Raw genomic sequence first — 14830 nt, forward strand, 5'->3', positions numbered from 1 at the left:
ACTACCGCCGGGCTGGCGTCAACCTGACAAGCCCGGGGAGGACTCAGGCCCCGGCGAGCTTCATGTTCTCCAGCAGGATGGAGCCCACCGTCTTGCTGCCCAGCGTGTAGGTGTCGGCGCCGATGCCCACGATCTGCTTGAACATCTCCTTGACGTTGCCCGCGATCGTGATCTCGTTGACCGGGAAGGCGATGACGCCGTTCTCGACCCAGTAGCCGCTCGCGCCGCGCGAGTAGTCGCCGGTCACGTAGTTGACGCCCTGCCCCATCAGCTCGGTCACGAACAGGCCGGTGCCGAGGCGGCGCAGCATCGTCGGCAGGTCGTCGCCGGGCGCCGTCGCCTTGCTGCGCATCGTCAGGTTGTGCGAACCGCCCGCGTGGCCCGTCGTGCGCAGGCCCAGCTTGCGTGCCGAGTAGGTCGACAGGAAGTAGCCCTTCAGCACGCCCGCATCGACCACGGTGCGGGCCTTGGTGACCACGCCTTCGTCATCGAAGGGCGAGCTGCCCTTGCCCTTGACGATGTGCGGATCCTCGACCACCTCGACGTGCGGCGACAGGATCTGCTGGTCCAGGCTGTCGAGCAGGAAGCTGGCGCGGCGATACAGCGCGCCGCCGCTGGTGGCCTGCACCAGCGCGCCCAGCAGGCCGGCCGCGACCGGCGCCTCGAACAGCACCGGCACGCTGGCCGTCTTGACCTTGCGGCCCTTGAGCCGCGCAAGCGCACGCTCGGCGGCGTAGCGGCCGATGGCCTCCGCGGAGGACAGGTCCGCCGCGTCGCGCATCGAGCTGTACCAGGCGTCGCGTTCCATGCCGGCGCCGCGGCCGGCGATCGGGGCCACCGACACCGAATGCCGCGAGCTCGCATAGCCGCCGCGGAAGCCGCGCGAGTTGCCCGAATAGAAGTGCGACTGCTGCGCCGAGACCGCCGCGCCTTCCGAATTGGTGATGCGCGCGTCCGTCTTCAGCGCCGCGTCCTCGCAGCGCAGCGCGATGTCGGCGGCCTGCTCGGCGGTGATCGCCCACGGATGGAACAGGTCCAGCGACGGCCGCGCCGCTTCGTCGAGCGACAGGTCCTGCTCGTCGGGCAGGCCGGCGAATTCGTCCTCCGCCGTGAAGCGGGCGATGTCGTAGGCCGCACGGACCGTGTCCTTCAACGCCTGCGGCGAGAAGTCGGAGGTGCTCGCGTTGCCTCTGCGCTGGCCCAGGTAGACCGAAATGCCCAGCGACTTGTCGCGGTTGCGCTCGACGTTCTCCAGCTGGCCGCGCCGCACCGACACGGACATGCCGCTGCCCTCGGACACTTCCGCGCCGGCGTCGCTGGCGCCCTGGCGTTTGGCTTCGGCCAGGACGTCCTCGATCAACTGGCGGAAATGGTCCTGGCTGTAGGCGAATCCTTGCTCGGCTTGACTCATGAATGCGGTCTCTTTGAAAGCAGCGCGGCCTGGGGGAATCCGAGGCCGCGGCGGGGTGGCGACTATCATACGGGCGCTGTGCCCCGCCCTTCCGGTCGGGGCTTCTCGCTTTCTCCCTCTCATGAACGCCGATCACGACGACCACGACGACCGCGCGGACTTCGACGACCTCGAAGACGACCGCCCCAGCAAAAGCCAGCTCAAGCGCGACATGGACGCGCTGCAGGCGCTGGGCGAAGAACTGCTCACGCTGCCCGAGAAGCGCGTGGCCGCGCTCGACCTGCCTGAATCGCTGCTCGACGCGATCAAGGAAGGCCGGCGCATCGTCGCCAGCACCGCGCGCAGCGGCAAGAAGCGCCACCTGCAGCTGATCGGCAAGCTGATGCGCCAGGTCGACCCCGAGCCGATCCGCGAAGCCGTCGCCGAGTTCAAGCTCGGCCGCGCGCAGGACTCGCTCGAGCTGCACCAGGCCGAGCGCTGGCGCGTGCGCCTCGTCGAGGAAGACAGCGCGCTGCAGGGCTTCCTCGACGCCTTCGACGACGTCGACACCCAGCAGCTGCGCAGCCTGATCCGCGCCGCCCGCAAGGACCGCGCGCAGGCGCCCGAGCAGCGCAACGGCCGCGCCTGGCGCGAACTGTTCCAGTTCGTGAAGGGGCATGTGCTCGCCGGCAAGGGCGAGGCGGACGGCGACGACGCGGAATCCGGCGAGGATGACGATGAGTGAACACGCGGCCCCGGCGGCCGACGAGGCGGCGCTCGCACCGCCGGAACCGGTCCGCATCGGCATCGTGTCGATCAGCGACCGCGCCTCCAGCGGCGTCTACGAGGACAAGGGCCTGCCCGCGTTGCAGGACTGGCTGCGTTCGGCGCTGATCAATCCGATCGAGTTCCAGCCGCGCCTCATTCCCGATGAGCGTGAGCTCATCGCGCGCACGCTGCGCGAGCTCGTCGACGAGAGCCGCTGCGACCTCGTGCTGACCACCGGCGGCACCGGCCCCGCGATCCGCGACGTCACGCCCGAGGCGACGATGGACGTCGCCGACCGCGTGATGCCGGGCTTCGGCGAGCAGATGCGGCAGATCTCGCTGCGCTTCGTGCCGACCGCGATCCTGTCGCGACAGGTCGCGGTGATCCGCGGCCAGGCGCTGATCATCAACCTGCCCGGCCAGCCCAAGGCGATCGCCGAGACGCTCGCCGGCCACGAAGCCGCCAGCGGCATCTTCGCCGCGGTGCCGTACTGCATCGACCTGATCGGCGGCCCCTATCTCGAAACACGCGACGCGGTCTGCGCCGCGTTCCGTCCCAAGACTGCCCAACGGCCCAAGCGCCCGGGCTGACCACCCCTGCGGCCTCCACGAGGGGCCTCCACAAGTAGCACGCACCAAGCAACACCCATGAAGATCACCAAGGACACCATCGCCACCGTCGAACTGAAGGTTGCGAACAAGCTCGGACAGATCATCGAGAAGACCGATGAGCCGATGGCACTGCTGATCGGCGGCTACGGCAACACGCTGCCGGTCGTCGAAGCCGCGCTGGAAGGCCAGGAGAAGGGCTTCGCCACGACGATCGAGCTGACGCCCGAGACCGGCTTCGGCGAGCGCGACGAGAGCCTGCTGATCACGATCCCGAAGAAGGACTTCCCGCCCGGCGTGAAGGTCGGCGGCCAGATCCAGATCCGCCAGGCCAAGGAGGGCGAGGAAGAGCCGGCGGCCGACGACGGCTTCCATGTCTTCACCGTCGTGAAGGTCAAGGGCGACACCGTGCACCTGGACGGCAACCACCCGCTGGCCGGCCAGCACCTGAAGATCAGCGTCAAGGTCACGGACGTCCGCGCGGCATCGCAGGAAGAGATCGAGCACGGCCACGCGCACGGCGCGCACGGGCACCATCACTGAGCGCTGCTCGGCCCCTTTGAGGCGGTTTCGAAAGAACGAAGGGCGCCATCGGCGCCCTTCTGCGTTTCCGCCCGTAGCGGAAGTGAATCAGCGGCTCACTTCACCAGCCGCGACAGCTCTGCGGCATCGAAGTGCTCGCCCTGCTGCGCGCCCTGCGGCACGCAATCAGTCTGCTCCTGCTCGGACAGTTTCGCGATCGCCTGCCACAGCAGCGCGATCTGGTGCTCCTGAGTGGCGGCGTTGTCGATCAGGCCCTTCATGGCCAGCGCCACCGGGTCATCGCCCTGCGTCACGCCGTAGGCCGAGAAGCCCATCCGCGCCGCCGCTTCCTCGCGTCTGGCATCGAGCTTGGCCTCGATGACGCGCGCCGGATTGCCGACCGCCGTCGCGCCCGGCGGGACCGGCTTGGTCACCACCGCGCCGGAGCCGACGCGCGCGCCCTCCCCGACCGTAAAGCCGCCGAGGATGCAGGCGTTCGCGCCGACGATCACGCCGCGCTCCAGCGTCGGGTGCCGCTTGGCGCCCTTCACCAGCGAGGTGCCGCCCAGGGTCACGCCCTGGTAGATCGTGACCTCGTCGCCGATCTCGGTCATCTCGCCGATGACGACGCCCATGCCGTGGTCGATGAACACACGCCGGCCGATGGTCGCGCCGGGGTGGATCTCGATGCCGGTCAGGAAACGGCCGATGTGGGACGTAAAGCGCCCCAGCCAGCGGAAACCACGCAGCCAGAACCAGTGCGCACAACGATGCACCACCAGCGCGTGCAGACCCGGGTAACAGGTCAGCACCTCCCAGGCCGAGCGGGCGGCGGGGTCGCGTTCGAGGATGCAGGCGATGTCTTCGCGAAGACGCTGGAACATGGTGGGGGGACCCGATGGCAGCCCGCGAGGGGCTGGAGCTGAGGGTCGGCCAGTTTAGCGGCGGGTCCCGACCTTGCCCCGCGCAGGCTTACTGGCCTGCCGCGCGGGCGCCACGCCCTGGGCCAGGCTTGCGCTACTCGTCTCCCCCGAGTGCGGGGGGCGTGCCGGCGGCGGGGTGGGTCTTCTCGATCGCCCGGGCGATGCCGCGCAGGATGTGGATCTCTTCCTTCGTCAGCCCCGCACGGTTGAAGAGCTGATTCAGCCGCGGCATCAGCTTCTTGGGCGACGCCGGGTCGAGATAGCCGAGATGCACGAGGCTGCTTTCAAGGTGCGTCAGCAGGCCTTGCACCGCCTGTGCATCGGCGAGCTGCGGATCCGCGGTACGCGCCTCCACCGCGAAGCCGCCCAGCGCCTGTCGCCAGTCGTAGGAGATCAACTGCACCGCCTGCGCGAGGTTCAGCGAGCCGTACTCCGGATGCGTCGGGATCGACAGCACCGCATGCGCGCGGTACACGTCCTCGTTGCTCATGCCGTAGCGCTCGGACCCGAAAAGGAAGGCCACCTGATGGGGGCTCGGCTCCCCCCGCGCCAACTCGGCGAAGAGCGATCTCGGCTCGCGCGTCGGCGGCCCGAAGTCTCTCGGCGTCATCGCCGTGGCACAGACGAAGGTGCAGCCGTCGAGCGCGTCCTCGACGCGATCCACGATACGCGCGCGGGCCAGGATGTCGGCCGCGCCGCTGGCCATGGCGACCGTCTCCTCCTGGCTCAGCACGTCGGCGAAGCGCGGTCGCACCAGCACCAGGTCGCGGAAGCCCATCACCTTCATCGCCCGCGCGGTCGAGCCGACGTTGCCGGGGTGGCTGGTCTCGATGAGCACGAAGCGTGTCGGATCCGACGTCGGAGGGAGGGCGGTCGTGCCGGAGTCAGCCGGGGGCATAGGGGAAACCACGAGTCTGTGTCAAAATGGAAGATTATCCGCGCCGGCCTTCTCGCTCGCGATTCAATTCGCCCCCGAGGTTTTGCCCCAAGGTACGACGCCCGCTCTTTCCTTTCGCCAGTCCACTTCCCACAGGAACCGTCCCGCATGACGCAAGCCGCTCACCATCCCATGCTCAACGTCGCCATCAAGGCGGCGCGTACCGCCGGCGCGATCATCAACCGCGCGTCGATGGACCTGGACATCCTGAAGATCAACACCAAGTCGCCCAACGACTTCGTGACCGAAGTGGACCAGGCCGCCGAGCAGGCGATCATCGAGACGCTGCTGCAGGCCTACCCCGACCACGGCATCCTGGCCGAAGAATCCGGCCGCGAATACGGCGCGAAGCACTCCGAGTACCAGTGGATCATCGACCCGCTGGACGGCACGACCAACTTCATCCACGGCCTGCCGTTCTACTGCGTGTCCATCGCGCTGGCGCACCGCAACATCGTGCAGCAGGCCGTCGTGTACGACCCGACCCGCAACGACCTGTTCTACGCGACCAAGGGCCGCGGCGCCTACCTGAACGACAAGCGCATCCGCGTGAGCAAGCGCACCCGCATGAGCGACGCGCTGATCGGCACGGGCTTCCCGTTCCGCCGCGGTGACAACTTCAAGCGCTACCTGAAGATGTTCGAGGAAGTGATGACCGAGGTCGCCGGCGTGCGCCGTCCGGGCGCGGCCGCGCTGGACCTGTGCTACGTGGCCGCCGGCCACTACGACGGCTTCTTCGAGACCGGCCTGAACCCGTGGGACGTGGCCGCAGGCTCGCTGATCATCCAGGAAGCGGGCGGCCTGGTCGGCAACTTCACCGGCGAGCCGGACTTCCTGCACCAGCGCGAGATCGTCGCCGGCACGCCGCGCATCTACGGTCCGCTGGTCCAGATCCTGGCGCCCTACACCCGCGTGATCACGCAGGACGCGCTGGACGCCGATGCAGAGGCAGCGGCCGGCGGAGACCCGACCGACAAGCCCGCCCCCAAGAAGAAGGCCGCGGCCACCACCGAAGGGGGAACCGACGCGCCGAAGAAGCGCGCCCCGGTGCGCATCAAGAAGAACGACGGCGGCGCGGAAGCCTGATTCCATCGGCATTCCCGACGATCTGCGGCGTCCTTGACGCCGGTCAACGAAGCCCTCCCTTGGAGGGCTTTGTCGTTTTTGGCGCGAACGGTTGAAGCGCGACCTGTCGGCGCAGACCTAGCATGGCTGCAAGCATTTCGCACAACGACCCGAGAGGTGAACGCCATGCCCTCCACTGCCAAGAAGATCTCTGAATACATCCTTGCCGCGTTTCAGGAAGTCGGCGACCCCATCACGACTGCGAAGCTGCACAAGTTGCTGTACTACGTGCAAGGGTGGCACCTCGCGCATTTCGAGGAACCTGCATTTCCGGAACGCCTGGAGGCTTGGATGCACGGGCCGACCTGCCCAGCGGTCCACGATCTGTACAACGGGCATTGGGGCCGTCCGATCATGGAACCCATCGAGCAACCACAAGACCTCGACGTCCGATTGCGCAAGCTGATCGACGAGGTCATCGATCTCTACGGCATCGACACAGGCTACTCATTGCACATTCGTACGCGCATGGAGGCGCCCTGGCTGGAGGCTCGAAACGGCCTGTCCAACCATCACGAAGGCTGTCGCACGGAAGTCAGCCACGAGTCGATGAAGCGCTTCTTCCAGGCAGAGGACGCTCGCCAGGAGGCCGCATGAAGAAGCGTCAACCCCTCAGGCCCGCCACCCGCGAACATATCAGCCGCGGCTTACCCGAAGACCTGATGAAGTTTTCGTTCCGCCTGCTCCAGACGACCCGAAAGTTCGGGCTTGAACAGTCCATCGATGCAAAGCGCTATCTGCTGCATCTGCTTTCGCGGCTGCAAGCGATCTCCTCGCTTCAGGTGGACGAATTCCGATGCAGCAAGGGCAAAGCGCTCCGCGCACATCGACATGTCTGGGAGAACACCAGCGAGACGCACCGATTTCCACCACTGCCGGGCGAGTGGGACGGCCATGAAGCCTGGCAGTTCCAACTCAGCGCCAACAAGCACGGGCGAGTTCACGGCATCCTGGTCGACGAAGTCTTCTACATCGTCTGGCTCGATCCCGAGCATCGCCTCTACCAATGAACCCGGAACTCCAGACCGTGACCGGCCATGCCCTACACTCGTCCCCCAATCAGCCACCACAGCGCCCTCCGACCGAGGGCGTTGTCCATTTCCCACTCCCGCCGCTCCCGATGACCAGCGCCGTCTCCGCCGATTTCAGCCACCACACGCCGATGATGCAGCAGTACTTCGGCCTCAAGGCCGAGCATCCGGACACGCTGCTCTTCTATCGGATGGGGGACTTCTACGAGGTCTTCTTCGACGACGCGCGCAAGGCCAACGCGCTGCTGGACGTCACGCTGACCACCCGCGGCCAGAGCGGCGGCGAACCGGTCGTCATGGCGGGCGTGCCGGTGCACTCGCTGGAGTCCTACCTCGCCAAGCTGCTCAAGCTCGGCGAGTCCGTCGCGATCGCCGAACAGACCGGCGAAGTCGGCGCCACCAAGGGGCCCGTCGAACGCAAGGTGACGCGCGTCGCCACGCCCGGCACGGTCACGGAATCCGAGCTGCTCGCCGACAAGCAGGACTCGATCCTGTTGTCCATCGCGACGCAGGGCAAGACCTTCGGCCTGGCCTGGCTCTCGATGACGCAGGGCCAGATCGGGATGGCGCAATGCGGCGAGCGCGACCTGCCATCGTGGCTCGCGCGCCTCTCGCCGGCCGAGGTCCTGATCGATCGGGAGAAGCACCCGCAGGCCGTGCTGGCCGCCAAGCTGCCGATCACCAACCGCCAGAGCTGGCAGTTCGATTCGAACCTAGGCAGCCGCAAACTCTGCGAACAGCTCGGGGTCGTCAACCTGCAGGGTCTCAACGCGCAGGACCTGCCCGTCGCTCATGCGGCGGCGTCCTGCCTGCTGTCCTATGCCGAGAGCACCCAAGGCACTCGCGCACTGAATCACGTGAAGAGCCTGCGCGTGCTGCGTGCATCGGACCTGCTGGACCTGCCGCCGGCCACGCAACGCAACCTGGAACTGACACAGACGCTGCGCGGCGAAACCTCGCCGACGCTGCTGTCGCTGCTGGACACTTGCCGCACCGGCATGGGCAGCCGCGCGCTGCGTTTCTGGTTGCTGCACCCGGAGCGCGAACGCGCTGTCGCCCGCGAACGCCAGGACGCGATCGCCGAACTGATGAGCACCGGCTTCGAGCCGCTGCGGGAAGCCTTCCGGCAGGTCTCCGACGTCGAACGCATCGCTGCGCGCATCGCGTTGCGCCAGGTGCGTCCGCGTGAGCTTGCCGGCCTGCGCGCGACCTTGCTGATCCTGCCCGAACTCGCTCAGACGGTCCCTGGCGGTGCGGCGTTGCTCGACCAGTTGTCCGAAGGTCTGCGCGCTTCGCCTCATATCGCCGAGCTGCTCACCCGAGCAATCGCGGAAGAGCCGCAGGCGCTGATCCGCGAAGGCGGCGTGATCGCCAAGGGCTTCGACGAGGAACTGGACGACCTGCGCGCCGTGCAGACCGACTGCGACCAGTTCCTGCTCGCGATGGAGGTCCGCGAACGCGCGCGCACCGGCATCGGCAACCTGCGGGTGAAATTCAACAAGGTGCACGGCTTCTACATCGAGGTCACGAACAGCGGCCTCGAGAAGATCCCCGCCGACTACACGCGCCGCCAGACGCTGACGAACGCCGAGCGCTTCATCACCCCCGAGCTCAAGGCCTTCGAGGACAAGTCGCTGTCCGCGAACGAACGCGCGCTCGCCCGCGAGAAAATGCTCTACGAGATGGTGCTGGACCAGCTCACCGAGGAGATGCCGGCGCTGGGCCGGTTGGCGCGCTCGCTGGCGTCGCTGGATGTGCTGGCCGCGCTCGCGGAACGCGCGGCGACGCTGAACTGGTGCCGTCCCGAGTTCGTCCCGCATCCCTGCATCGACATCCAGGGCGGCCGCCATCCGGTGGTGGAGGCGCGGTTGCGCGAGACCGGCGCCGGCGAGTTCATGGCCAACGACTGCCGGCTCGACGCCCGCACCAAGCTGATGGTGATCACCGGCCCGAACATGGGCGGCAAGAGCACCTTCATGCGCCAGGTCGCGCTGATCGCGCTGCTGGCGGCCATCGGCGCCTACGTGCCCGCGACCGCCTGCCGGCTCGGCCCGATCGACGCGATCCACACGCGGATTGGCGCGGCGGACGACCTCGCGAACGCGCAGTCCACCTTCATGCTCGAGATGACCGAAGGCGCCGCGATCCTGCACAGCGCGACCGAACAGTCGCTGGTGCTGATGGACGAGATCGGCCGCGGCACCTCGACCTTCGACGGCCTGGCGCTGGCCGGCGCGATCGCCACCCACCTGCACGACAAGTGCCGCGCGTTCACGCTGTTCGCGACACACTACTTCGAGCTGACCGAGTTCCCGGCCAAGCACCCGCAGGCGGTCAACATGCATGTGTCGGCGGTCGAGAGCGGCGAGAACATCGTCTTCCTGCACGAGATCCAGCCCGGCCCCGCGAGCCGCAGCTACGGCGTGCAGGTCGCGCGGCTGGCCGGCATGCCGGGTCCCGTCGTGCGGCAGGCCCGCGCGGCGCTGGAGGCACTCGAAGCCCGCGCCACCGAAGGCGAGACGCAGATCGACCTGTTCGCGCCGCCGCCCGAGCCCGCGCCGGGCGCGGCATCCGAGGAGCCTTCCGAGTTGCTCGACGCGTTGCGGGATCTCGACCCCGACGCGCTGAGTCCACGCGAAGCCCATGCGGCGCTGTACCAGCTCAAGCTGCTGGCCGCCACCCGGCCCTGAGCCTTCCGCCGGGCCCACGACACACCTGCCCCATGGACGCCGCCAAGACCATCGTCTTCTCGCATGCCAACGGGTTTCCGGCGGGCTGCTACCGGGTGCTGTTCGACCGTTGGCGCGACGCGGGCTGGACCGTGCACGCGCTGCCGCGCATCGGCCACGATCCGCGTTATCCGGTGACCAGCAACTGGCCGCATCTGCGCGACGAACTGCTGCACTTCATCCAGGACGAGGTGAAGCCGACAGCGCCCGTGATGCTGGTCGGACATTCGCTCGGCGGGTTGCTGTCGCTGCTGGTCGCCTGCCGCAAGCCGGCGCTGGCGCAGGGCCTGGTGATGCTGGACTCGCCGGTCATCGACGGCTGGCGCGCGCACAGCCTGCGCGTGGCGAAGTCGGCCGGCTTCATCAAGCGCGTCTCGCCAGGCAAGGTCTCGCACCAGCGGCGCTACGAGTGGCCCAGCCTCGATGAGGCGCACGCGCATTTCGCCGCCAAGCACAAGTTCGCGCGCTGGGATCCCCGGGTGCTGAAGGACTACATCGCCAGCGGCTTCGACACGCACGAGGACGGCCAGGTGCGCCTGGGTTTCAAGCGTGAGATCGAGACCCGCATCTACAACACGCTGCCGCACAACCTGCCGCGCATCCTGCACGGCCACGCGCCGAAGTGCCCGGTGGCTTTCATCGCGGGCACGCAGTCCGAAGAACTCCGCCAGGCCAATGCGGCCGGTTCCAAGGCGCTCGCGAAGGACCTGTTCCGCTGGTTCGAGGGCACCCACCTCTACCCCTTCGAAAGACCCGATGACACGGCGACGCTCGTCCTCGAATTGATGGGCGAGATCGAGGCCAAATCGGCATCGCTATAATCTCCTTTTACCACCACGGCGTTTTCGGTTTCCTGCTCGGAAAACCGGCGCTGCAAGACAATGACCAAGTACGTCTTCGTCACCGGCGGTGTCGTGTCCTCTCTCGGCAAGGGCATTGCATCGGCCTCTCTCGCGGCCCTTCTCGAGTCCCGCGGCCTCAAGGTCACCCTCATCAAGCTGGATCCCTACATCAACGTGGATCCGGGCACGATGTCGCCGTTCCAGCACGGTGAGGTGTTCGTGACGGACGACGGCGCGGAGACCGACCTGGACCTGGGTCACTACGAGCGCTTCATCACCACGCGGATGAAGAAGAGCAACAACTTCACCACCGGCCAGATCTACATGTCGGTGCTGGAGAAGGAGCGCCGCGGCGACTACCTCGGCAAGACCGTCCAGGTGATCCCGCACATCACCAACGAGATGCAGGACTTCATCCGTCGCGGCGCCGGTCACGGCACGGCGGACGCGGTGGACGTGGCGATCGTCGAGATCGGCGGCACGGTCGGCGACATCGAATCGCTGCCCTTCCTGGAAGCCGCGCGCCAGATGAGCCTGAAGGCCGGCGCGAACAACGTCGCGTTCGTGCACCTGACCTACGTCCCGTGGATCGCCGCGGCCGGCGAACTCAAGACCAAACCCACGCAGCACACCGTGCAGAAGCTGCGTGAGATCGGCATCCAGCCCGACGCGCTGCTGTGCCGCGCCGACCGCCGCATCCCGGACGACGAGCGCGAGAAGATCTCGCTGTTCACGAACGTGCCCGAGTACGGCGTGATCTCGATGTGGGACGTCAACACGATCTACAAAGTCCCGCGCATGCTGCATGAGCAGGGCCTGGACCAGATGATCTGCACCAAGCTGCAGCTCAACACCAAGTCCGCCGATCTGAAGCGCTGGGACACGCTGGTCAACGAGGTCGAGAACCCCAAGACCGAAGTCACCATCGCCATGTGCGGCAAGTACACCGACCTGTCGGACAGCTACAAGTCGCTGAACGAGGCGCTGCGCCACGCCGGCATCCACAACCACGCCCGCGTGAACATCGAGTATGTGGACTCGGAGACGCTGGACGCGGAACACTCGAAGCAGCTGGACAAGTACGACGCGATCCTGGTGCCGGGCGGCTTCGGCAAGCGCGGCGTCGAGGGCAAGATCCTCGCCGCCCAGTACGCCCGCGAGCACAAGACGCCCTACCTGGGCATCTGCCTGGGCATGCAGGTCGCGACCATCGAGTACGCGCGCCACAAGGCGCACCTGGATGGCGCGAACTCGACCGAGTTCGAACCCGACGCGCCGCACAAGGTGATCGCGCTGATCGACGAGTGGCAGGACGCGGACGGCTCCATCCAGAAGCGCAACGCCCAGTCCGACCTCGGCGGCACCATGCGCCTGGGCGCGCAGAGCTCCGACGTCAAGCCGGGCACGCTGGCCTACGAGATCTACGGTCCGGTGGTGAACGAGCGTCACCGCCACCGCTACGAAGCCAACGAGCAGTACCTGGACCAGCTGCAGGATGCCGGCCTGGTGATCTCGGCGATCACGCAGCGCGAGAAGCTGACCGAGATCGTCGAGCTGCCGCGCAACGTGCACCCCTGGTACATGGGCGTGCAGTTCCACCCGGAGTTCAAGTCGACCCCGTGGGACGGCCATCCGCTGTTCATCGCGTTCATCAAGGCCGCGCTGGAACACAAGGCCAAGGCCGGCCACGAGGTCAGCGCCCCCGCGGCGGCCTGACCCTCGGGCCCCGGGATTTCAGACGACCCACAGCCCTACCAGGCGCCAACGATCAGGGATTCCGCCCATGCCCGCCTTCATCATTGCCGACGTGACCGTGACCGATGCCGACCAGATGGCCAAGTACCGCGAATGGAGCACGAAGGCGATGCAGGAGCATGGCGCGGAAGTGCTGGTCCGCGGCGGGGCGTTCGAGGTGCTGGAAGGCCCCTGGACGCCGAGCCGCCTGGTGGTGCTGAAGTTCCCGGACCGCGCGGCGGCCAAGGCCTTCTACGACTGCGAGACCTACCAGCATGCGAAGTCGCTACGCGAGCACGCCGGCGTCATGCGCATGATCGTCGTCGACGGCGTCTGATCCCCACCATGCCCCGCACGAGCCATCGCGCCGCCAGCCTGTCCAGACGGACGGCGAGCGGCCCGGTGGCTTTTTTCCGTGCTTCGCATTCGTCGCCCCATTCGTCCCCCAATCCCCGGACGCAGGTTGTTCAGCCAAGGTAACCCGTTGCTGGCACCATGCGCGCCGACCGAGTTTTTTCACTTCTGGAGACTGTTCCCATGAGCGCCATTGTTGACATCGTCGGCCGAGAGATCCTCGACAGCCGCGGCAACCCCACCGTGGAATGCGACGTGCTGCTGGAGTCCGGCGTGATGGGCCGCGCCGCCGTGCCGTCGGGCGCGTCCACCGGTTCGCGCGAAGCCATCGAACTGCGTGACGGCGACAAGTCGCGCTACCTGGGCAAGGGCGTGCTGAAGGCCGTCGAGCACATCAACACCGAGATCTCGGAAGCCGTGCTGGGCCTGGACGCCTCCGAGCAGGCCTTCCTGGACAAGACCCTGATCGACCTGGACGGCACCGAGAACAAGAGCCGCCTGGGCGCGAACGCCATGCTGGCCGTCTCGATGGCCGTGGCGCGCGCCGCCGCGGAAGAATCGGGCCTGCCGCTGTACCGCTACTTCGGCGGCATGAGCGGCAACCAGCTGCCGGTGCCGATGATGAATGTCATCAACGGCGGCGCGCACGCCAACAACTCCATCGACCTGCAGGAGCTGATGATCATCCCCGTGGGCGCGCCGTCGTTCCGCGAGGCGCTGCGCTGGGGCGCGGAAGTCTTCCATGCGCTGAAGAAGATCATCGACGCCAAGGGCATGTCGACCGCCGTCGGCGACGAAGGCGGCTTCGCCCCGAACGTCGAGAACCATGAAGCCGCGATCCAGATGATCCTGGAAGCGATCGACAAGGCCGGCTACACCGCCGGCGAGCAGATCGCGCTGGGCCTGGACTGCGCCGCCAGCGAGTTCTACAAGGACGGCAAGTACGTGCTGGAAGGCGAAGGCGGCATCCAGCTGACGGCTGAACAGTGGACCGACATGCTGGCCACCTGGGTCGACAAGTACCCCATCATCTCGATCGAGGACGGCATGGCCGAAGGCGACTGGGACGGCTGGAAGCACATCACCGAGAAGCTCGGCGACAAGGTGCAGCTGGTGGGCGACGACCTGTTCGTCACCAACACCAAGATCCTGAAGGAAGGCATCGACAAGGGCATCGCCAACTCGATCCTGATCAAGATCAACCAGATCGGCACGCTGACCGAGACCTTCGCCGCCATCGAGATGGCCAAGCGCGCCGGCTACACGGCCGTGATCTCGCACCGCTCGGGCGAGACCGAGGACTCGACGATCTCCGACATCGCCGTCGGCCTGAACGCCGGCCAGATCAAGACGGGTTCGCTGTCGCGCTCGGACCGCATGGCCAAGTACAACCAGCTGCTGCGCATCGAGGAAGACCTGGGCGACGTGGCGGTGTACCCGGGCCGCGCGGCGTTCTACAACCTGCGCTGATCGCCGACATCGCTCATCTGCGCAGGCAGATGGCGTCGGCAGCGTGTTCCGCGCGGGCGCTCCCCGCGTTCGAAGGGCAGGCCCGTGGGCCTGCCCTTTTTCGTTGCAGCTAAACTCGCGGCCTGTGAAAGCCCTGGCCATCGTCCTCACCGCGTTCCTTGTCGCCATCCAGGCCCAGCTCTGGTTCGGCAAGGGCGGCCTGGCCCGCGGGGTCCAGCTGCGCGCCGAACTGCGCGAGCAGGTCGAGACCAACGAGAAGGCCCGCGCGCGCAACACGCAGCTGCAGGCCGAACTGCTGGACCTGCGCGAAGGCCTCGAGATGGTCGAGGAAAAGGCCCGCATGGAACTGGGCATGGTCAAGCCGGACGAGGTCTTCGTCCCGCTGCGCCGCTGAACT

15 protein-coding genes are annotated in these 14830 nt (G+C 67.3%); 12 read left to right on the plus strand and 3 right to left on the minus strand.

Features of this window, described 5'->3' with window-relative positions; genetic code table 11:
* Positions 1–43 precede the first annotated feature (43 nt).
* Complete coding sequence (gene pmbA / locus AC07OZ_RS28870; protein WP_495470462.1) at positions 44–1411, minus strand: metalloprotease PmbA; 1368 nt, start codon at positions 1409–1411, stop codon at positions 44–46.
* Positions 1412–1532: 121 nt separating this feature from the next.
* Between pmbA and yjgA the strand changes: the two genes are divergently transcribed.
* The 3 genes from yjgA to AC07OZ_RS28885 are packed head-to-tail and all read left to right on the plus strand — an operon-like array spanning position 1533 to position 3309.
* Positions 1533–2135, plus strand: a complete 603-nt coding sequence (gene yjgA / locus AC07OZ_RS28875; RefSeq protein WP_495470463.1) for a ribosome biogenesis factor YjgA — start codon at positions 1533–1535, stop codon at positions 2133–2135.
* Positions 2128–2748 (plus strand): molybdopterin adenylyltransferase, encoded by a 621-nt coding sequence (gene mog / locus AC07OZ_RS28880; RefSeq protein WP_495470464.1) that lies wholly within the window; start codon positions 2128–2130, stop codon positions 2746–2748. Before yjgA ends, mog begins: the two co-directional genes overlap by 8 nt.
* A 57-nt stretch (positions 2749–2805) precedes the next feature.
* A complete protein-coding gene (locus AC07OZ_RS28885) occupies positions 2806–3309 on the plus strand; it encodes an FKBP-type peptidyl-prolyl cis-trans isomerase (RefSeq protein ID WP_331617172.1) in 504 nt (167 codons plus the stop codon).
* Between the two features lie 95 nt (positions 3310–3404).
* Here the strand turns inward: AC07OZ_RS28885 and cysE are convergent, their stop codons facing one another.
* Positions 3405–4172: a serine O-acetyltransferase gene (gene cysE / locus AC07OZ_RS28890; protein ID WP_495470465.1), complete on the minus strand. Its 768-nt coding sequence runs from the start codon at positions 4170–4172 to the stop codon at positions 3405–3407.
* Between the two features lie 133 nt (positions 4173–4305).
* Complete coding sequence (locus AC07OZ_RS28895; RefSeq protein WP_495470466.1) at positions 4306–5109, minus strand: RNA methyltransferase; 804 nt, start codon at positions 5107–5109, stop codon at positions 4306–4308.
* Between the two features lie 147 nt (positions 5110–5256).
* On the opposite strand from AC07OZ_RS28895, the gene AC07OZ_RS28900 reads away from it, so the two are divergent.
* From AC07OZ_RS28900 to ftsB, 9 genes are all read left to right on the plus strand, one after another.
* A complete protein-coding gene (locus AC07OZ_RS28900; protein ID WP_495470467.1) occupies positions 5257–6234 on the plus strand; it encodes an inositol monophosphatase family protein in 978 nt (325 codons plus the stop codon).
* 165 nt (positions 6235–6399) lie between these two features.
* Positions 6400–6870: a Panacea domain-containing protein gene (locus AC07OZ_RS28905; protein ID WP_495470468.1), complete on the plus strand. Its 471-nt coding sequence runs from the start codon at positions 6400–6402 to the stop codon at positions 6868–6870.
* Positions 6867–7283 (plus strand): hypothetical protein, encoded by a 417-nt coding sequence (locus AC07OZ_RS28910; RefSeq protein ID WP_495470469.1) that lies wholly within the window; start codon positions 6867–6869, stop codon positions 7281–7283. The genes AC07OZ_RS28905 and AC07OZ_RS28910 overlap by 4 nt, the downstream gene beginning before the upstream one ends.
* Before the next feature lie 110 nt (positions 7284–7393).
* Positions 7394–9994: a DNA mismatch repair protein MutS gene (gene mutS / locus AC07OZ_RS28915; RefSeq protein WP_495470470.1), complete on the plus strand. Its 2601-nt coding sequence runs from the start codon at positions 7394–7396 to the stop codon at positions 9992–9994.
* 32 nt (positions 9995–10026) lie between these two features.
* A complete protein-coding gene (locus tag AC07OZ_RS28920) occupies positions 10027–10854 on the plus strand; it encodes an alpha/beta fold hydrolase (protein ID WP_495470471.1) in 828 nt (275 codons plus the stop codon).
* Positions 10855–10914: 60 nt separating this feature from the next.
* On the plus strand, positions 10915–12591 hold the full coding sequence (pyrG, locus tag AC07OZ_RS28925) for a CTP synthase (RefSeq protein ID WP_495470472.1): 1677 nt from the start codon (positions 10915–10917) through the stop codon (positions 12589–12591).
* 67 nt (positions 12592–12658) lie between these two features.
* The gene (locus tag AC07OZ_RS28930) at positions 12659–12946 is read left to right on the plus strand and encodes a DUF1330 domain-containing protein (RefSeq protein ID WP_495470473.1); all 288 of its coding nucleotides are present in this window, start codon (positions 12659–12661) and stop codon (positions 12944–12946) included.
* A gap of 200 nt (positions 12947–13146) precedes the next feature.
* A complete protein-coding gene (gene eno, locus AC07OZ_RS28935) occupies positions 13147–14433 on the plus strand; it encodes a phosphopyruvate hydratase (RefSeq protein WP_088405489.1) in 1287 nt (428 codons plus the stop codon).
* Between the two features lie 124 nt (positions 14434–14557).
* Positions 14558–14827, plus strand: a complete 270-nt coding sequence (gene ftsB / locus AC07OZ_RS28940) for a cell division protein FtsB (RefSeq protein WP_495470474.1) — start codon at positions 14558–14560, stop codon at positions 14825–14827.
* Positions 14828–14830: the final 3 nt, after the last annotated feature.

The sequence above is a fragment of the Roseateles sp. GW821-FHT09G03 genome (assembly GCF_059416045.1).

Bases quoted from the DNA above. Each gene is read 5' to 3' on its own strand.
- pmbA (WP_495470462.1), bottom strand. From the start codon at position 1,411: ATGAGTCAAGCCGAGCAAGGATTCGCCTACAGCCAGGACCATTTCCGC.
- yjgA (WP_495470463.1), top strand. From the start codon at position 1,533: ATGAACGCCGATCACGACGACCACGACGACCGCGCGGACTTCGACGAC.
- mog (WP_495470464.1), top strand. From the start codon at position 2,128: ATGAGTGAACACGCGGCCCCGGCGGCCGACGAGGCGGCGCTCGCACCG.
- AC07OZ_RS28885 (WP_331617172.1), top strand. From the start codon at position 2,806: ATGAAGATCACCAAGGACACCATCGCCACCGTCGAACTGAAGGTTGCG.
- cysE (WP_495470465.1), bottom strand. From the start codon at position 4,172: ATGTTCCAGCGTCTTCGCGAAGACATCGCCTGCATCCTCGAACGCGAC.
- AC07OZ_RS28895 (WP_495470466.1), bottom strand. From the start codon at position 5,109: ATGCCCCCGGCTGACTCCGGCACGACCGCCCTCCCTCCGACGTCGGAT.
- AC07OZ_RS28900 (WP_495470467.1), top strand. From the start codon at position 5,257: ATGACGCAAGCCGCTCACCATCCCATGCTCAACGTCGCCATCAAGGCG.
- AC07OZ_RS28905 (WP_495470468.1), top strand. From the start codon at position 6,400: ATGCCCTCCACTGCCAAGAAGATCTCTGAATACATCCTTGCCGCGTTT.
- AC07OZ_RS28910 (WP_495470469.1), top strand. From the start codon at position 6,867: ATGAAGAAGCGTCAACCCCTCAGGCCCGCCACCCGCGAACATATCAGC.
- mutS (WP_495470470.1), top strand. From the start codon at position 7,394: ATGACCAGCGCCGTCTCCGCCGATTTCAGCCACCACACGCCGATGATG.
- AC07OZ_RS28920 (WP_495470471.1), top strand. From the start codon at position 10,027: ATGGACGCCGCCAAGACCATCGTCTTCTCGCATGCCAACGGGTTTCCG.
- pyrG (WP_495470472.1), top strand. From the start codon at position 10,915: ATGACCAAGTACGTCTTCGTCACCGGCGGTGTCGTGTCCTCTCTCGGC.
- AC07OZ_RS28930 (WP_495470473.1), top strand. From the start codon at position 12,659: ATGCCCGCCTTCATCATTGCCGACGTGACCGTGACCGATGCCGACCAG.
- eno (WP_088405489.1), top strand. From the start codon at position 13,147: ATGAGCGCCATTGTTGACATCGTCGGCCGAGAGATCCTCGACAGCCGC.